Here is a 17125-nt window from a genome sequence, read left to right on the forward strand (position 1 = left end):
AAGACGGGGCCACGGTTTTCCTTTATGAGGAACGCAATCTGCGGCCAGAAGCGTGTGGCGAATTTCCGCGGTGACGAATTCACCGAAACGACCGTAAATTCGTGCTTTCGTCCTTGGAAATCGCATCGGCCCGCGCCAGAATTGAAGGGGCGCACCTCGCAGTTGTGACGAATGTGCGGACATTGATATTCGTAAGGTTAAGTCGCGTCTCACTCGGCGATTGGGCCTTTTACGGGGCTTGACTTCGCATCCGCCAACTCACATGATCGCAAGCAACTACCGGCGTAAATTGAGTTCGACGCATCGGATTTGATTCAGATTGCCATAACACATTCAATTTGATGGTTTGGCTTGGACAGGAATTTGACATGTCAACAAGTCGACGACGAATCGATATCGAAGAAGTCAACGGAGTCACGATTGCGACGTTCGTGGACAAGAAAATTCTGGACGAAGCAAATATCCAGACGATCGGCAGCCAGCTCTTCGCGCTCATTGACGAAGATGGCCGCAAGAAGATCATCCTCGATTTTACACATGTCGAGTATTTGTCGAGTGCAGCACTCGGCAAGCTGATCATCATGGACAAGAAAGCCAAAACCGCGAGCACCAAGCTACGTTTGTGCAGTATCCGTCCAGAGATTTACGAAGTCTTCGAGATTACACGCCTCAATAAGATCTTCGACATCAAGGGTACCCAGGAAGAAGCCCTGGAAGGCTTCTGATCGCCACGGCTGGATGGGTTGCCGGATAGCAACTGACAGTGCGGCGGATGAGAAATCGAATTCTTGAGTGGGCAATCGGCGTCGGTGTCCACTCAAGTTCGGAAGCAGCCCGCGATTAAGGTCGCCAGGTGCCAATCGTGTCCGCAGATTCGAATTCTCGCTGCCATGTCACTCGATCTCCCCTTTCCTTGCTTGTTGAAGAGTCCTGCGAAGTGAACCCCGACCACGTTCAATTCGATGTTGCGATTCCGAGTAAGTACGAGGCTGGACAGGAAATCATCGGACGAATCATGGCCGCCGTCGATCGCGCCGGCTTTTCCAGCCGCGACCGCTTTGGAATCCGTTTGTCACTGGATGAAGCCGTCACCAATGCGATCAAGCATGGAAACAAGCTGAGCCCCGACAAATCGGTCCATGTCCGATTTCGTCTGAACGAAACCGGGATCTGGGTTGAAATTGAAGACGAAGGCCCAGGATTTCGCCCGGAAGACGTCCCCGATCCGACCGCCGATGAGAACCTCGAGCGTCCCAGCGGACGCGGCCTGATGTTGATGCGGGAATTCATGTCCCGGATCGAGTACAGCCCCAAGGGAAATCTCGTGGTGCTCGAAAAGCAGTTGCCGCAGCACGCCCCCACAAACTAGTGGAGCATCAAGCCTGAGCGGCCCGCTGTCGAGGTTGCCAGGACCAAGGACACCGCGGATGACCAAACGCGTTCGAACGACCCGACGACTGGAAGTCTGGTTGAAAGACACCTCGGTCGCACTGTTCGTCCTGAACGCACATCGACGGCTCGTGTTCTTCAATGTGGGGTGCGAACAACTGACAGGCTGGACGCCGGGCGATGTGCTGGGCCAGGTCTGCGACTTCGTGACCGAAACCGAGATTCACCTTCCTGGCGCCGTCCTCGCATCATTGGCCGCCCCGTCGGACGTTTGGCGAGGCCAGCCGACAACGGTGCCCGTTTTCTTACCCCGCCGCGAACTCACTCCCGTTTCCTGTGTCATCCACTACTACCCACTGACGGATGCCGGTCACAAAGTTCAAGCCGCGCTGGGAATCATTCAAATCGAAACCAGTCACGTGAAACCGGTAACGGTCTCGCAATCGCAGCGCCTGCATCGCGAACTTGCCGAACTACGGGCCTCGATCCGACAAATGTTTACAGAGGAATCACTGATCGGTCGCAGTCCCGCCATCCGACGCGTCGTGGGACAACTGAAACTCGCACAGCAGTCGAGCGTGACCGTGCACTTTTCCGGTGAAACCGGATCGGGGCGCGAACACCTCGCACGATGGGTGCACTACAACAGCTCCACGGGCCAACGACCGTTTGTCCCCTTGGATTGCCGCAAGCTGCCGATCGATCAGTTGCAATCGACATTTGAACGACTGATCACCGCCGCGAATGAAGAAGCGTTTCGACCGGGAGCCGTCTATCTGAACCACGTCGACGTCTTGTCACGCGATCTGCAGCGGCTTGTGCTGGAATTGATTGAATCGAAAGATCCCTTACGCCCCCGAATCATGACCGCGTCGCACACCCGACTGCAATCGTTCGTCGAGTCAGAACAGTTGCTCGAAGAACTGTACTTTTCCCTAACGTCGCTCGAAGTCGAGGTCCCGCCACTCCGCCATCGCTCCGACGATCTGGAACTCCTGGCGCAGTACTTTCTCGAAGAGCTCAATCGTGGTGACCCGATCCAAATCAACGGTTTTGAGGATGACGTCTGGCAGCAGTTTCGTCGCTACAATTGGCCGGGCAACATCGGTGAACTGCGTGCTGTCGTGATCGAAGCGCGCAAGAACTGCACGGGAACGATCATCGAGTCGGCGCACTTGCCCTTTCGATTCCGCACCGGAGTTGACCGGCAGGCCGTCGGCCCGGCGCCACGCCGGAGCGTTGTCCCGCTCGACCCGCTTTTGCTTCAGGTCGAGCGAGAACAAATCGAACTGGCACTCGCCGAAGCCCATCAGAACCGGGCGAAGGCCGCGGAATTACTGGGAATTACCCGCCCCCGCCTCTATCGCCGAATGGAATTACTCGGCCTGACCGAAGGACACTCCGACGACGACGCCGAATCCTGAATCGATTCACCGTGCGCCCCGTGACGTGTCGCAGATCGCGCCACCCCAAAGATTGTCGATTCCCCGAAACCTCTCGAAAGACGAAAACCATGGCCACCCTGGGAGTGAATATCGATCATGTTGCCACCGTGCGACAAGCCCGCCGAACGGTTGAACCTGATCCCGTGTGGGCCGCCGCGTTGGCCGAACTGGGCGGCGCCGATGTGATCACGGTTCACCTGCGCGAAGATCGGCGCCACATTCAGGATCGCGATGTTCGCGTGCTGAAACAAACTGTCCAGGTCAAACTGAACCTGGAAATGGCCGCGGAACAGTCAATCACCGACTTCGCACTCGAAATCCTGCCACAACAAGCCACGCTGGTACCCGAAAAGCGTCAGGAAGTCACTACCGAAGGGGGACTGGATGTGGTCGGTAACCTGGATCGAGTTCGCCGCTGCGTCGATCAATTGCATCAGAAAGGAATCGTCGTCAGCCTGTTTATCGACCCTTCCGAGAAACAGATCGAAGCGACCAAAGCGCTGGGATGCGCGGCCATCGAACTGCACACCGGCCGCTATGCCGATGCGATCAGCCCCAGTGAACAAGACCAGGAATTGGCCCAACTTCGTCGAGCCGGAGAATTCGCGCGACAGTGCGGGCTACACCTGCACTTCGGACATGGCCTGACCTACCGCAATGTCCAACCGGTCGCCGCCATTCCGGGAGCGGAAGAACTGAATATCGGCCACAGCATCGTCGCCCGCGCTGTGATGGTCGGCTTCACGCAAGCCGTTCGCGAAATGCGAGAGTTGATCGTCGCCGCCAGCCACACGTAACCAGGGGGGGATACCACACGGCAATCCGGGCGGCATTACGCCCGAATCGCCTGGGCACGTGTCTCTGATCGCCGTTTCCCTCGTTCCCAAGCTCCCGCTTGGGAACGTCTCTGCGTTCTCAGTTTCGTGCCATGGAAATGCGGTCCGAGATCATCCTGCGCACGGCTTCTGGATCTTGAAGCGTTCCCAAGCGGGAGCTTGGGAACGAGGAGAAAACGAGGAGAAACACAACGCAATCCGCCTGTCAATCGATGACTACTGCGGAGCGATCTGGCGTTCGCTGTTGTACTGTTCGTGATAGTCGTTGATCTCGCCATCGACATCGAAGATGTGCGCGACCAGTGCCGCACGGGCCCACATCCCGTTTCGCGCCTGCCGGAAATAATGGGCTCGCGGATCTTCGTCAATCGCGGGGGGAATCTCGCCAAACTCCTTGTCTCGCGGGAACGGATGCAGGATTGCCGCATAAGGCTTCATCCGGGCGACCAGCGATTTCGTGAGCTTAAACTGCGAATAATCCAGATCCTTCAGCTCTGCTTCTTCCTCGGCGGAATTGTGTTCTCGCTGGATTCGGGTCATGTACAGCGCGTCCAACTGTTCGATCAACGGCTTTCCATCGAACGTGTCGAGCAACGAATGACACTCGCGCACGTCGACCTTGGCGTCGATCAACTTGTCCTTCAGGTCGCGTGGCAACGCCAAAGTGGGATGCGCCGGTGAAACGAAGACCAGACGAATCTGGTCGTGAAGCGCCAGCAATTGTGCCAGGGACCGGACGGTGCGACCGCGACGGATATCGCCGCAGAATCCGATCGTCTTGCCGACAATGCCTTTGCGGAGCCCGGGAAAGCTCTCGCGAAGTTCGTCGTATCGGGTCCATTGCCGCGAATCTTTGGGATCTGTGAAGCTGAAGGCTCGTTGAATCGTGTAGATATCCAGCAAAGCCTGCGTCGGATGTTCGTCCGACCCCGCCCCGGCATTCAAAATCGGCACGCTGCGCTGCTGCGTGCTCGCCAGATGATTCATCATGTACCCGCAGCATTCCGCGAACTTGGGAATGTGGCTGCGCATGATCACCAGGTCGAAATAGCTGCTGAACATCCGCATCGAATCGAACGGCGATTCACCCTTTGCTTCGGACGAAACGGAAAGGTCGCGGACTTCGTTGCACGTCATCCCCAGAATCTGGCACGCTGCCGCGAACGACATGAACGTTCGCGTCGAAGGCTGCGTGAAGTACAGCATTGCGCGCTTGTGCGACAGCAACGTATTCAGGAATCGATGCCCCTCGTTGGACTTCGCCAGCAAGCGAATCTTGTCAGCCAGCCGACACAACTTGTCCAGCATTGGACGAGTAAACTGTCCCGAGAAAATCAGATGTCTTAAGCGTTCACCCGTCGAAAAATCGGGTGCCTTAACCTTGATTGAGCGATCAAGGCGGCTCTCATAATCGGCAAAACTCATTTCATCGGACATGCGGAATCTCTAAGGCCCCTGAAGCGAAGTACGGTTGCGGGGTATTCTAACTCGCGCGGACAAGTCCGCAATCAGACGAACCACGAACCTGGCTGCCGAATCCATCAATTCTGAAAACGGCCGAATTCTACGGCACGTCGCTCATCTTTCTCGGCCTATTTTGGCGACTCGTGCGTTTTTTTCGTCCGCAGCAATTCTTCATGCAGGCGCCCCACATGCCACATGTAGGTGGGGCCATAGCCCGCGACCGGCCCCCAGGTGTTTCGCGTGGCCTCTGCCAAATGGGCACGAGCCTGGTCGTCATCACCCTCAACCGCAGAGTTCAAGCCAATGTACAGTTGCGCGTAGAACAGCCGCTGTTCCCGTTCCATCTTGGAGAGCTCGGCAGCGCCAATGTCGGCCAGAATCTGCTCGGGCGAGATCGTCCCCGCGAACAGCTTGTAGACGGCGGGAAATGGTTCGCGATCGTCTTTCTGATATTTCAGCAGCCCCTCACGGGCTTTTGCGCGGCCGTGCGCTTTGTGCTGCGATAGATACCTCCAGATTCCATTTTCACGGTCAACCTGATCGAAGGAATGGTACGACTCAAACTGTGCTGCCGCGTCCTGGTACCTCTCGGCATAGAACAGGGCAATCCCGCGCCGCCAGTGTGAGGCCGCCAGGCTGTCGTCCAACTCCACCATCGTGTCGTAGTCGGCAACCGCCTCTTTGAAGCGGCCCAGAAAAAAATACGCGTCACCACGCCGGGAATAGGCTGCCACCGAGCGTGGTGTCTCTTGAACCAGCCGCATCGAGTCTTCGAGCGATTTCTCGAGCGACTTTGTCAGTTCGGCGCGCTTCGACTCAGAGAGTGGCGGGGCCGGAACCTGATCGACCGCATCGCCCGCCCAGACGGTTCCCATCAGAATCAGCATCGTCGTCAGAGTGTTCGTTCTCAACATCGTGATCCTCAATCTGAACCTCTTCTCGGAACCTGACCGTTTCTCAGGCCCTGACCGTTATAGGGCCAACCAGTCAATCGGCCGGTCCCACATCTCAGTCTGAATCGTCCCACTGCGAGTTTCAATGCCGCATCGCTTGGCAGCCTGTTGAAGTAATGGGGACTGGCTCCGACTAGATTAAAAAACGCCATAACATCGTGAATCCGAGGTGCCTGTCCCCCTGACTTCAACTGGCTGTTAGGGTGAATTCTCACCACACAAACGGCAGTCTTCGCCGAAATGCAAGAAAACACGAAGTGGACTGCCCCCGACCATCAACTCCGGGGCGCCCTTCGAAGCAACTTACAATCCCGCCGCAACATGTATCCTTGGCGAGCCGGGATGCGGTGGCACTCGGATCCTGCGCCCCTGCCCAAAGAGATGACCGAAACTCGCCTCTGCCCTCGATCCGTGAATTTTCCCCTTGAATTCCAGGCGATTGCCTCACTGTCACCCTGCTGACAAACAGCCCAGGTGCGAACGCATTCCGGCTCGCAAACGATCGTCCGCGAACTGCTCGCGGGCCCATGACGGCGGGCCGCGAGCAGCTCCGTCCGACGAAATCAGGTCGAATTCGCGTCGATGGCGGCACCGGGTGTGGCCTTGAAAGGCGTTGACCGTTTTTTCGCAAGAGGATAGCGTGCCGCCCTCCTCTCTCTGGACCGTCACTACCTTCTCATAAGTTCATCCTATGCCATTCAATCGGATGACCACCTACCGCAGTACGCTTTGGATTGGAGCCTGCGTCGCCATCGTCGCATCGTTCCCATTCTTGGGGTTTGGCCAGGACGAGTTGGACGACGAAGTGCCGGATGAGTCGATTCGGATGGTGTTGCTGACGACGGGGCGAATGCTAACCGGGCAAGTCACACGCAACGCAGGCGGCTATTTGATTGAACAGGAAAATGGTCGCATCCAGATTCCAGCCAACGAAGTGAAGTTCGTTTGCCGCGACCTGCGCGAAATGTATCGCAAACAACGCGACAGTATTGTGGAGCCAACACCGGCAACGCATGTGGCACTCGCCAAATGGTGCATCACGTATGATCTGTATGAAGACGCACGGAACGAACTGAAGATCTGCTTGAAGGCCGATCCCCAGCATCGCGACGCACTGCGGCTGTTGAACCGCCTGACGGATACGCTCCGAAAAGATCTCCCTCCCAAAGCCGAGCCGCCGGCCGTTCGCAAGACGATCGATGGCTTCAACTTGCCCGAAGTCGAATCGCTCGGTGGATTGAGTCGAGACACCGCCACGCTGTTCACAACTCGCGTCCAACCGATCCTGATCAATAAGTGTGGCAACGCCTCGTGCCACGGTGCCGCATCATCGAATGCCTTCCATATCCTCCCTTCGCGGGTGGCCGGACGCGGCTCGTCGCAAAACTCACAGCGAAACCTGGCCGAAGTCCTGAAGTACATTGAAACCGACGATGTGGCTCGTAGCGAGTTATTGACGGCACTCAGAGGTGCCCACGGCGGACGCGGACCTGTGTTTCAGGGCAAATCTGCGAATGACAACATCAAGACAATCCGGTCGTGGGTTGTGGCAGTTGTCGATGAAAAGCTCGCGGAAGAGGCCGAACTGCAACAGCGGCCGAAGTTGGCCAGCAGATCCAGAACGAAACATCGCGTCACTCAAGCCAGCGCCATGGAACCACATCAATCCTCGTCGAACGCCTTTGATCGTCACGACCGTCCCGATTCTGAACCACCGGAACTCGTCGAGACATTGGAAGAACCGCGTTTACGTCCGCTCGATCGAACCGACGCCGCACAGCTTGCCGCAGAACCGGAAGATGCGTTCGACCCCGAAGAATTCAATCAACGCTATCGCCGACCGTAATTCGCATATGTCAAAGGGATTGATCGTGAAACTCTATTTGTGGAGTCAGCGGGCACGTACCGGATTTCGTCTGTGTCTGATCCCGCTGTGCCTGTTGCTCATTGGTGCCATGGGCTGCCAATCCATGATGGCCGCAAAATCCAAAAAGAAAGCGACTGCAGCACAAGACCGATTCTCATGCGGTGAATCGCTGCCAGGGCGAATGCCCTGATCTGGCCAACGGCCTCACCCCAGATTGGTTAATACATGTTCGCAGAGCCGCGCGGCTTTCACGCATTCCCACGCGCACGCGATCTCACTCCCCACCGCCGCGCGCCATCTTCCGTCATCCGCAATCGCGAACGCGGGCAACATGCCCAATCTTCACGTGTTCGAAATACCATTCTCCACCCATCGATCGACTCCTCCAATTTGGGCCCATGCGTCTGAGTTGCGCGTCATCGTCATCGGCGTTTTCAGGTAGCGCCGGTTGCCAGTCCCCTTCGCATCGACGTACACTAGTGGGATTGCGGTTGCTATTCGTTCTTCTGCTTCGTCCCACCTCAAGGATCACACCGATGACGCATGTTTCTCGCCGCGAGTTTCTTGAACGTTCGATGTTTGCCACGGCGGCACTGACTCTGGCCAAATCCCCTCGCCTGTTTGCCGCTGACGACAATGGTGCTGCGAACGCAGGGCAGAAATTACGCGTGGCCGTGGTCGGCGTCAAAGGCCGAGGCGGTTCGCATATCGAAGGATTCGGTTCACGCGAAGACTGTGAAATTGCCGCTCTGGTCGATGTCGATGAAACGATTATCAACCAGCGTGCCGATGCCATCGAACAGAAGTACGGTAAGCGTCCCGCGGTCTACTCCGACATGCGGAAATGCTTCGAAGACAAGACCATCGATATCGCCAGCATCGCAACCCCCAATCACTGGCATTCGCTGGCCGCGATCTGGGCCATTCAAGCTGGCAAAGACGTCTATGTTGAAAAGCCGGTCAGCCACAATGTGAGCGAAGGTCGCCGTGTCGTCGAGGCTGCTCGCAAGTACAACAAGATCGTCCAAACCGGTACGCAAAGTCGGTCAAACCCCGGGATGCGTGAAGCGATTGCGTTTTTGCACGGCGGCGGAATCGGCGACGTCAAACTGGCTCGCGGATTGTGCTACAAGCCGCGCGGTTCGATTGGCCCCAAAGGCAACTACGATGTGCCCGCCAGCGTCGACTATGACTTGTGGTCTGGTCCGGCCGAAATCAAACCGCTCAGCCGCAAGTCGCTGCACTACGATTGGCACTGGATGTGGGACTATGGCAACGGCGACTTGGGCAACCAGGGAATCCACCAGATGGACATCGCACGTTGGGGTCTGAACGAGATGAACCTTGGTGAATCGATCGTGAGCTACGGGGGTCGTTTCGGCTACGAAGACGCGGGTGAAACAGCCAACACGCAAGTGAGCATTCACAACTTCGCCAATGGCAAGAGACTGGTCTTTGAAGTGCGTGGATTGAAGACCGAGAAGTACATGGACGCTGGCGTCGGCGTGATCTTCAAAGGCTCGGAAGGTTATCTGGTCGTGCCCAGCTATCACGGTGGAGTGGTGCTCGACAAAGACGGCAAGCCGACGGGCAAAACGTTCGAAGGGGGCAGCGACAAGTTCCATTTCGCAAACTTCATCAATGCCGTTCGCAGCCGCAAGTACACTGACCTGAACGCAGACATCCTCGACGGTCATTTGTCGAGTGCGCTATGCCATGTGGGCAACATCTCGTACCGCCTGGGAACGCCATCAGCGATTTCCGAAATCATTACGAAATTTCAAGGAGATGCTGAGGCTCTTGATACTCTCGATCGGTTCCAATTGCATCTGCGTGATAACAAAGTCGATCCTGAAACCACGAAGATTACCCTTGGTCCGAAACTGACGCTCACAACAAGTGAGGAATTCGCAGGGGCTCATTCTCCCGAAGCGAATCGGATGTTGACCCGTGAATATCGGGCACCATTCGTCGTGCCACAGACAAAAGATCTTTGATTGTCGCCGGTCTGAATTTGAACTGAGCCGATCCTTGAGAATCCTTGCTCGATTCGAAGGAGTTGAGTTCATTTTTCGATGGGCACGGCCGATTTGGTTAACACTAACCTTAAAGTCTGCCGGTTGACACGTCCCCTCGTCCGCAGCGTTTTCCTTTCAAAGAGGAAAGAAATCGGACGAGGGGGATTTCTCTTTCACACGGCAGTACAGGAGTCAACTTTTATACGACGCTCGCATCTGTCCACATGCGGATTGCGACGCATCCGGTGAGCAGAGCTTGAGTAGGAATCGGAAATCGTGAACCAGATGCTTGCGGACTCAATCGAGACCCAAAACTCCGACAAACGGTTGGAAGAACTCGCCTATCTGCACGGGCAAGCCTACGACAGCTATCTTTCCACCGAAGGCCAGTTCGAGAAGTTCTGGTCCAGCGATCGACAAGGCGTCATCGCGTATGCCAAGGTCGGACGCTATCTGCATGTTCAAGGCGGCTTATTGGCCCCCGCTGAATCCCGTAGCCTGCTCCTGAAAGAATTTTTTGAGTTCGTCGAGCGATCGGGCCTGGTGGCCACATTCTACAACGTCGGCGAAGAAGAACTTCCTCTGTTCCGCCAGCAAGGATTCCAGGTCACCAAGTGGGGCGAAGAACCGCTCCTGGACCTCAAGAATATCACATGGTCCGGCCATGAATTCGAATGGGTCCGCCGACAGGCCAACTATTGCAGACGCCAGCAGGCTGTGGTCACGGAATGTTGCCGCGACGATTACTCGACGGAAGACTGGGACGAACTGATGGACGAGATCCGCGGAATTGCCGCGGAATGCCTGTCGACAAAGCCACAGCGCGGTGACGTGCGATTCTTCAATGGCCAAGTTGATCCCCCGAGCTGGGATCGGCGGCGACTGTTCGTCGCGCGATCCGATCATGGTGCTGGGCGGATCGAAGGCTTTCTGATCTGTCTGCCATTCGATTCCGGTCGCCAGTGGTCGATTGAAACTTATCGGCACCGTTTGGACGCACCGCGGGGAATCGTTCCGTTCATGATCCATCAAGCGGTCGAAAGCTTGAAGTCCGAAGGGATCGATGCCATCTCGCTGTGCTTGTGCCCGGCAGTCCGGTATGAACAGCTCCTGGGCGACAGTTGGATCATCCGCCGCTGTCTGCAATTCGGCTTCAACTATGCCTCGGCATTCTTCGACATGCCCGGCGAATACCATTTCAAGAGCCGGTTCCGTCCGAGGTTTATCAGACGGTTCATTTGCCACTGGCCGCGGGCATCGGTGGGTTCAATGTGGTCGACAGTGCGACTGTCGGCCGCGCTCGATCTCGATTGGAGCAAGCTGCTTCACAATCTCTGGCAACAAATTGCTCGTCCCAAAACACGCAAAAACCTGGCCATGCCCAAGCAACAAGAGCCAGCGGTCGCGGAAACACAGTCACGCCCCAGGAAACGCGTCGAAGATCGTCAGCCGGTCGCTTCGCACTAACGCGTTTGCGAGGACTGCGTCCCCCTCCGCAATGGAGTGTTTCCTCGTTTCCAGACTCTCGCTTGGTAATGCCTCTTGAATTCGATTTTCTATCGAGCAGAAAAGTGGCCTGGAACCGGCGTACACCATTCAAATGTGTATGAAGCGTTACCAAGCGGTGCTTGGTAACGAGAGGAACGACGGGAATCTAATCCCCGGTCCAATCAAAGGTTCGCGTGCTGACGCGTCTCGGCTCGCCTGAATCTTTGATTGGGCCATTTTCAAGTGGCCGTTTTGTCTGCCACAAAATCCCGGTAGAATTCGGCGGATTGTTTCTTCGAGTCGACAGACAGGAATTGACGGTATGCGATTTACGAAAATGCACGGGGCGGGGAATGATTACGTCTATGTGGACTGCTTTCACGAGCCTGTCCCTCAAAACATTCCCGCCACCGCCATTGCGATCAGCGATCGTCACACCGGTGTTGGCGGTGACGGAATGGTGCTGATTTGCCCTTCGGAAGTTGCCGACGCCCGCATGCGCATGTTCAACGCCGATGGCAGCGAATCCGAAATGTGCGGCAACGCGATTCGTTGTGTCGCCAAGTTTGTCTATGATCGCAATCTCGCGAAAAAGCCAGAACTAACAATCGAAACCGGCCGCGGACTGCTCACAATGCAGTTGACCCCCGGTCGGGACGGCTTGATCGAACAGGTGCGAGTGAACATGGGACAGCCGATTCTTGAAGCCGCCATGATTCCCACGCTGCTTCCCGGCAATCCTCCGGCGAATGTGCCGCTCGATGTCGCCGGACAGACGATCAACGTAACTTGCGTCTCGATGGGAAACCCGCACTGTGTGACGTTCGTTGACGAAGTGAATGACGACTGGGTGCTGCGCGTGGGCCCACAAATCGAACGACACTCGGCGTTTCCGCGACGCGTGAATGCGGAATTCATTCAGGTCGTGTCACGGTCTGAATTCATCATGCGCGTCTGGGAACGCGGCAGCGGCGAAACCATGGCATGCGGCACGGGAGCCTGCGCTGCGGCGGTCGCGGGCGCGATTACCGGTCGAACAGATCGCACCGTGACGGCTCATTTACGCGGGGGCGATCTGAAGCTGGAATGGTCACCCAGTGGCGACGTCTATATGACGGGTCCGGCTACGGAAGTCTTCAGCGGCGATTGGAGCACGAGCCTGTCGTAAACAGCATTCACGCGGCTCTCGTTATCTCGGACATCATTCTTTCAGAGTGGTCCAGACGCGGCAAAAAACGTCTGGACCAACTCAAGAACATCTCGCCTCACGATCGGGCATAAGCCAGATTGGCCGCACCAACACCGGCCCCTGGTATCAGCTTCACTCCTTGCTCCAGCAGGCATTTTTCGAGTGCTGCCAGGAACACCAGGACATTAGCAGGACAGGCTCCCACACCCATTAGCCCAATGCGCCAGGTCTTTCCCTTCATCGGCCCCAGTCCACCACCGATTTCGATTCCGAACTCGTTCAGCAGTTGCTTCCGCACGGCCGCATCATCCACCCCGGCGGGAATGATCACAGCGTTCAGCATGGGCAATTGCTGTCCTTCCTTCACGGCGTACTCCAACCCCATCGCCTTCAGACCGGCTTTTAACGCGAGGTGATTGCGTTGCTGACGCGCGAATCGGGCTTCCAGTCCCTCTTCGAGTACGATTCGCAGAGCTTCGTGCAGCCCATAATTCATATTGATGGGCGCGGTATGGTGATAGGCGCGATTGCTGCCCCAATAGTCCTTCACCATCTGCATATCCAGGTACCAGCTCTGGACCTTCGTCTTCCGTGCATCGATCGCAGCCACTGCGCGATCGCTGAATGTCACCGGAGCGAGTCCTGGAGGACAATTCAGGCACTTTTGCGTTCCGCTATAAACGGCGTCAAGTTGCCATTCGTCGACTTCCACCGGTTGACCACCCAGAGATGTCACACAATCCACGGCAATCAACGCCCCGTGCTCGTGACAAAGTCTCGCAATGTCCTGGACCGGTTGACTGGCCCCCGTCGACGTTTCCGCATTGACAATTCCCAACAGTTTCGGCTTATGCTGCTTGAGCGCCGCTTCGATTTCTTCGGACGAAAAGATCTCGCCGAACGGCCGCTCCAGCTTGATGACTTCGGCACCACAACGTGCAGCGACGTCTGCCATTCGGCCACCGAACACCCCGTTGACGCAGACGATCATTTTGTCGCCGGGTTCGATCAGGTTGCAAACCACCGTTTCCATCCCGGCACTGCCCGTTCCGCTGACGGCAAGCGTCAGTTTGTTCTGGGTGCGAAACAGTTGGCGAAGCATCGACTGCGTTTCGTCCATGATCCGCAAAAAATAAGGATCAAGGTGTCCGACGGTCGGGGCGGCCATCGCCAACAGCACGCGCGAGGGAATATCGCTGGGACCGGGGCCCATCAGAATCCGTCGAGGGGGAGCCACTGGAGCGGGGACAGTCGTCGTCATGATGCACTCGTCTGTTGAATGTGAGAAGCGAACACCGACCGTTTTGGGGCGTTCAACACCGTCAATATGACGGAGGCGATTGCTGGCTTCAACAGTTGGCACGATTCGCCTTGGGGGCATAGATCATGGTTGCATGAATTGACGACGATTTTCAATCGCCTTACCGTGATGATGCGAGCGGCGCACTTCTGGTTTGGCAGGCTTCGTTTACGACAGCCTTCCTGTTCGGGGCAACCCCGAAACATTTTGTTTGACGCGTTACAGACCTGCGCACGAACGTGCGGCCACGTCAATGGCCGTAAGTTCGCGCCTCACGAGACTTGGCGAAGTGCGTCGCTCGCTTCGTGCCTTCCTCTCCCTGACGCTCGAGCGACACCGGAAATTGCCGCGATATGGACGATTCGTTTCGACAATTCACCGCGAATCTGGCCGAAACACTCGCTCGAGGAACCTGGAGTCTGGACGAGCTACTGAAACGCGCGGATCAGTCACTAACCGAAACCAGTTCGCGCGCTTGGATCATCCGTCTGACGGAGCGGACAATGGTCGCCTTCCCTGGTCGACAGTCCCCACAACATTGCCTGCTGATGCAATTTCTGGCACACGACCGAGGGCTTCGACGAGTTTGGAACAATTGCGAGCGCGACGAGCGACCGTTTCCCGAAATCGATCTGACAAAGCTGGTGCCGCCGGTCATGCAGCCAGCAAGCGAGGTGATCGCTGCCTGGCCTGTTCGGCCGCTCGTCACGATCCAGGATGTCAGCCAGTGGCTGGGGCTCACCTTGGGAGAACTCGACTGGTTCGCGGATCGTACGCGTCGGAAGTCTCGCGTACCGGAAGGACCGCTCAGGCACTATCGCTATCGCTGGATTGCCAAATCATCCGGCGGCCAGCGGTTGCTCGAGATCCCCAAGCCTCGTCTAAAAGAACTTCAGCGAAAGATTCTGGCGGAAATCCTGGATGCGATTCCTCCACATCCTGCGGCGCACGCATTTCGTCGCGGCCGATCCGTCAGAGGATACGTAACACCGCATGTCGGCCAACAAGTGGTGTTACACATTGATCTGCGGGAATTCTTCCCTTCGATTCGCGCGTCTCAGATTCATGCCTTGTATCGAACAGTCGGTTATCCCGAACGTGTCGCCGCCATGTTGACGGGACTCTGCACACACATCACCCCGCGTGACGCGATCCCATTGAACGGTGAACAACAGGCGTCCAATTCCAATTGGAAACGACTGGGTTCGCCGCATTTGCCTCAAGGTGCCCCGACCTCACCGGCATTGGCGAACCTCGTCGCGTTTCGACTCGACTGTCGTCTGGCAGGGCTGTCGCAGAAAGTGGAAGCCGTCTATACCCGATACGCAGACGATCTGTTGTTTTCGGGTGGTAAGGAACTGGCACGCTGCGCATCACGTTTTCGGCTGCTCGTCACCGCCATCGCACATCACGAGGGCTTCGAGATTCGCGCCCGAAAATCGCGAACTATGCACAGCGGTACGCGGCAACAAGTCGCAGGCATCGTGCTGAACAGGCAACCAAACATCCCCCGCGAAGAATACGATGCACTTCGAGCAACGCTTTACAACTGCCAGCGTCATGGCCCGACAACTCAAAACGTAAACCAACATCCTCATTTCCGCGATCATCTGCTGGGCAAGATCAACTATTGGTCAAATATTTGTCCAGAACGATCTCGCAAATTGAGGCTGCTGTTTGATCAGATTGTGTGGCCATAACATCAATCGAATCGTATCGAAGCCTTGCTGCGGTGTATGCTCTGAATGTCATTCCATGCAGAGCCTGATTCCTCATTGTCGAAGATCCGTGCATGTCGTCACCGCACACTGGCGAGCGGAGAGCTGCTACCGACGAACAGTCGGTGACGGATCATCTCGTACGATCAGTTCCAAACGCACTTTCCGTTCCCCTGAAAACAGAGGAAGACAAACCCACCTCGCCAACGCGTTCCCCATCGAGTCCTTCCCCCCGTGAGCTCTCCGGTACGGCGCTCTGGCTGCGGCGGGCCGATCAGTTTCTGCTGGGTGGATTGCTGATCGCTCTGCTGATCCTGTTGATCATCGCACGCTGGAAACTTTCAGGCGGCGGACGAACCGAGATCGAGGTCATCAGTCAGCAACCTCGCGCATACTTCTATGCGATCGACATTAATCGGGCATCGTGGGTCGAATGGGCTCAACTTGATGGCATTGGCGAGAAGCTGGCGCGTCGAATCGTGCAAGACCGAGACGAGAATGGCCCGTTCAAATCCATTGCCGAGATCGGGCGCGTGCGGGGATTGGGCCCAAAACTGATCGAAAAACTGCAACCGTTTCTACGGTGTCTCGACGTGACATCCGAGCCCGCAGATCAGAGTCCGTAACGTCACAGGACTTCGCTCAACCTGACCCCGAACTTCCCGTCGATGACCAGAAGCTCACCGCGCGCAACCAGACGCCCGTTGGCGATGATATCGACAGGGTCACCGGCCAGTTTGTCCAGCGACACAACAGCTCCCTCACGCAGCTTCAACACCTCTTCAATCAACAATTCAGTCCGCCCGAGTTCGATCGAGATATTCAGTTCCAAATCTCCAAGGTCTTCGAGCGACAAGCCGCGATGGGCCGACAAGTCCCGGGGTATGTTCCCGACGGAATTTGTGGCGTTCGCGAGAGCCATTCGAGACTCAAGGGACTCGTGTGCGGGCGATGCCATCGCCTCCGCCAATTGACGCTCGGCATGCTGCAGCAACGCATCTGGGGGCGATGGCGATTCGAACCAGCCTCGTTCCATGGCCTGCTCCAGATTGAGATTGGTTGTCGTCGTTTCGCCGCGAAAGTACTGCACGTCGCCCGGCCCCAATTCCTCATGCGACGTCGCATGCGAGACATTCGCGACGTTCTCGCGTGCGGCCTTCAGCAATGACTCCATTCCAGCGAGAGAGATCGACGACGAAGGTATCGGCCGCCCGGGATCACTTCCCCGATTCGAAGCGGGTGCCGGACTCTGTCGATCGGATTGAGAGGGTTGCGTCATACGAGGCTCCTGATTGCCGGAATCACCCAGCCAAAGCGGTATATGTCAGGCAACCAAAACTCGTCAATTGCGAGTTCGGCAAGCGACAGCATCGTGTTCGAACGATTCCCTGCACATGGGTGCCGGTGAGAGAATCCAATGCGGCTCGCCAATTCGTCTGCCTCCGGTGGGACGCTCGG

15 protein-coding genes are annotated in these 17125 nt (G+C 56.7%); 11 read left to right on the top strand and 4 right to left on the bottom strand.

The window, feature by feature from the left end:
- Positions 1 to 368: 368 nt before the first annotated feature.
- From OSO_RS0131935 to OSO_RS0131950, 4 genes are all read left to right on the top strand, one after another.
- Complete coding sequence (locus OSO_RS0131935) at positions 369 to 725, top strand: STAS domain-containing protein (protein WP_010586970.1); 357 nt, start codon at positions 369 to 371, stop codon at positions 723 to 725.
- A 212-nt stretch (positions 726 to 937) separates the two neighbouring features.
- On the top strand, positions 938 to 1369 hold the full coding sequence (locus OSO_RS0131940) for an ATP-binding protein (protein WP_040593478.1): 432 nt from the start codon (positions 938 to 940) through the stop codon (positions 1367 to 1369).
- A 58-nt stretch (positions 1370 to 1427) separates the two neighbouring features.
- Positions 1428 to 2813: a sigma-54-dependent Fis family transcriptional regulator gene (locus OSO_RS0131945; RefSeq protein ID WP_010586972.1), complete on the top strand. Its 1386-nt coding sequence runs from the start codon at positions 1428 to 1430 to the stop codon at positions 2811 to 2813.
- An 89-nt stretch (positions 2814 to 2902) separates the two neighbouring features.
- Positions 2903 to 3631, top strand: coding sequence for a pyridoxine 5'-phosphate synthase (locus OSO_RS0131950; RefSeq protein WP_010586973.1), 729 nt, complete (start codon positions 2903 to 2905; stop codon positions 3629 to 3631).
- A 255-nt stretch (positions 3632 to 3886) separates the two neighbouring features.
- Here OSO_RS0131950 and OSO_RS45965 read toward each other — a convergent pair whose 3' ends face one another.
- Together OSO_RS45965 and OSO_RS0131960 are read right to left on the bottom strand one after the other, a co-directional pair.
- The gene (locus OSO_RS45965; protein WP_010586974.1) at positions 3887 to 5107 is read right to left on the bottom strand and encodes an aspartate/ornithine carbamoyltransferase family protein; all 1221 of its coding nucleotides are present in this window, start codon (positions 5105 to 5107) and stop codon (positions 3887 to 3889) included.
- A gap of 155 nt (positions 5108 to 5262) precedes the next feature.
- On the bottom strand, positions 5263 to 6048 hold the full coding sequence (locus tag OSO_RS0131960) for a tetratricopeptide repeat protein (protein ID WP_010586975.1): 786 nt from the start codon (positions 6046 to 6048) through the stop codon (positions 5263 to 5265).
- Positions 6049 to 6778: 730 nt separating this feature from the next.
- Between OSO_RS0131960 and OSO_RS0131970 the strand changes: the two genes are divergently transcribed.
- From OSO_RS0131970 to dapF, 5 genes are all read left to right on the top strand, one after another.
- The gene (locus tag OSO_RS0131970) at positions 6779 to 7933 is read left to right on the top strand and encodes a hypothetical protein (protein ID WP_010586976.1); all 1155 of its coding nucleotides are present in this window, start codon (positions 6779 to 6781) and stop codon (positions 7931 to 7933) included.
- A 25-nt stretch (positions 7934 to 7958) separates the two neighbouring features.
- On the top strand, positions 7959 to 8144 hold the full coding sequence (locus OSO_RS0131975) for a hypothetical protein (protein WP_157605573.1): 186 nt from the start codon (positions 7959 to 7961) through the stop codon (positions 8142 to 8144).
- 346 nt (positions 8145 to 8490) lie between these two features.
- A complete protein-coding gene (locus tag OSO_RS0131990; RefSeq protein WP_010586978.1) occupies positions 8491 to 9951 on the top strand; it encodes a Gfo/Idh/MocA family protein in 1461 nt (486 codons plus the stop codon).
- A gap of 306 nt (positions 9952 to 10257) precedes the next feature.
- Complete coding sequence (locus OSO_RS0131995; protein ID WP_010586979.1) at positions 10258 to 11439, top strand: phosphatidylglycerol lysyltransferase domain-containing protein; 1182 nt, start codon at positions 10258 to 10260, stop codon at positions 11437 to 11439.
- A 343-nt stretch (positions 11440 to 11782) separates the two neighbouring features.
- A complete protein-coding gene (gene dapF / locus OSO_RS0132000; RefSeq protein WP_010586980.1) occupies positions 11783 to 12628 on the top strand; it encodes a diaminopimelate epimerase in 846 nt (281 codons plus the stop codon).
- Positions 12629 to 12725: 97 nt separating this feature from the next.
- On the opposite strand, the gene OSO_RS0132005 is transcribed toward dapF, so the two are convergent.
- On the bottom strand, positions 12726 to 13910 hold the full coding sequence (locus OSO_RS0132005) for a pyridoxal-phosphate-dependent aminotransferase family protein (protein WP_029247698.1): 1185 nt from the start codon (positions 13908 to 13910) through the stop codon (positions 12726 to 12728).
- A 392-nt stretch (positions 13911 to 14302) separates the two neighbouring features.
- Here OSO_RS0132005 and OSO_RS45970 point away from each other — a divergent pair, with 392 nt between their 5' ends.
- Both OSO_RS45970 and OSO_RS50200 read left to right on the top strand, forming a co-directional pair.
- Positions 14303 to 15649 (top strand): reverse transcriptase family protein, encoded by a 1347-nt coding sequence (locus OSO_RS45970; protein ID WP_010586982.1) that lies wholly within the window; start codon positions 14303 to 14305, stop codon positions 15647 to 15649.
- 92 nt (positions 15650 to 15741) lie between these two features.
- Positions 15742 to 16293 carry a ComEA family DNA-binding protein gene (locus OSO_RS50200; protein WP_010586983.1) on the top strand — a complete coding sequence of 184 codons (552 nt, stop codon included), beginning with the start codon at positions 15742 to 15744 and terminating at the stop codon, positions 16291 to 16293.
- Positions 16294 to 16295: 2 nt separating this feature from the next.
- Here OSO_RS50200 and fliN read toward each other — a convergent pair whose 3' ends face one another.
- On the bottom strand, positions 16296 to 16946 hold the full coding sequence (fliN, locus tag OSO_RS48875; protein ID WP_010586984.1) for a flagellar motor switch protein FliN: 651 nt from the start codon (positions 16944 to 16946) through the stop codon (positions 16296 to 16298).
- Positions 16947 to 17125 lie beyond the last annotated feature (179 nt).

It is taken from the genome of Schlesneria paludicola DSM 18645, assembly GCF_000255655.1.
GTDB lineage: Bacteria > Planctomycetota > Planctomycetia > Planctomycetales > Planctomycetaceae > Schlesneria > Schlesneria paludicola.

Excerpts from the sequence above, each read along its gene's own strand:
- OSO_RS0131935 (WP_010586970.1), top strand. The coding sequence starts at position 369 with ATGTCAACAAGTCGACGACGAATCGATATCGAAGAAGTCAACGGAGTC.
- OSO_RS0131945 (WP_010586972.1), top strand. The coding sequence starts at position 1,428 with ATGACCAAACGCGTTCGAACGACCCGACGACTGGAAGTCTGGTTGAAA.
- OSO_RS0131950 (WP_010586973.1), top strand. The coding sequence starts at position 2,903 with ATGGCCACCCTGGGAGTGAATATCGATCATGTTGCCACCGTGCGACAA.
- OSO_RS45965 (WP_010586974.1), bottom strand. The coding sequence starts at position 5,107 with ATGTCCGATGAAATGAGTTTTGCCGATTATGAGAGCCGCCTTGATCGC.
- OSO_RS0131960 (WP_010586975.1), bottom strand. The coding sequence starts at position 6,048 with ATGTTGAGAACGAACACTCTGACGACGATGCTGATTCTGATGGGAACC.
- OSO_RS0131970 (WP_010586976.1), top strand. The coding sequence starts at position 6,779 with ATGCCATTCAATCGGATGACCACCTACCGCAGTACGCTTTGGATTGGA.
- OSO_RS0131990 (WP_010586978.1), top strand. The coding sequence starts at position 8,491 with ATGACGCATGTTTCTCGCCGCGAGTTTCTTGAACGTTCGATGTTTGCC.
- OSO_RS0131995 (WP_010586979.1), top strand. The coding sequence starts at position 10,258 with ATGCTTGCGGACTCAATCGAGACCCAAAACTCCGACAAACGGTTGGAA.
- dapF (WP_010586980.1), top strand. The coding sequence starts at position 11,783 with ATGCGATTTACGAAAATGCACGGGGCGGGGAATGATTACGTCTATGTG.
- OSO_RS0132005 (WP_029247698.1), bottom strand. The coding sequence starts at position 13,910 with ATGACGACGACTGTCCCCGCTCCAGTGGCTCCCCCTCGACGGATTCTG.
- OSO_RS45970 (WP_010586982.1), top strand. The coding sequence starts at position 14,303 with ATGGACGATTCGTTTCGACAATTCACCGCGAATCTGGCCGAAACACTC.
- OSO_RS50200 (WP_010586983.1), top strand. The coding sequence starts at position 15,742 with ATGTCGTCACCGCACACTGGCGAGCGGAGAGCTGCTACCGACGAACAG.
- fliN (WP_010586984.1), bottom strand. The coding sequence starts at position 16,946 with ATGACGCAACCCTCTCAATCCGATCGACAGAGTCCGGCACCCGCTTCG.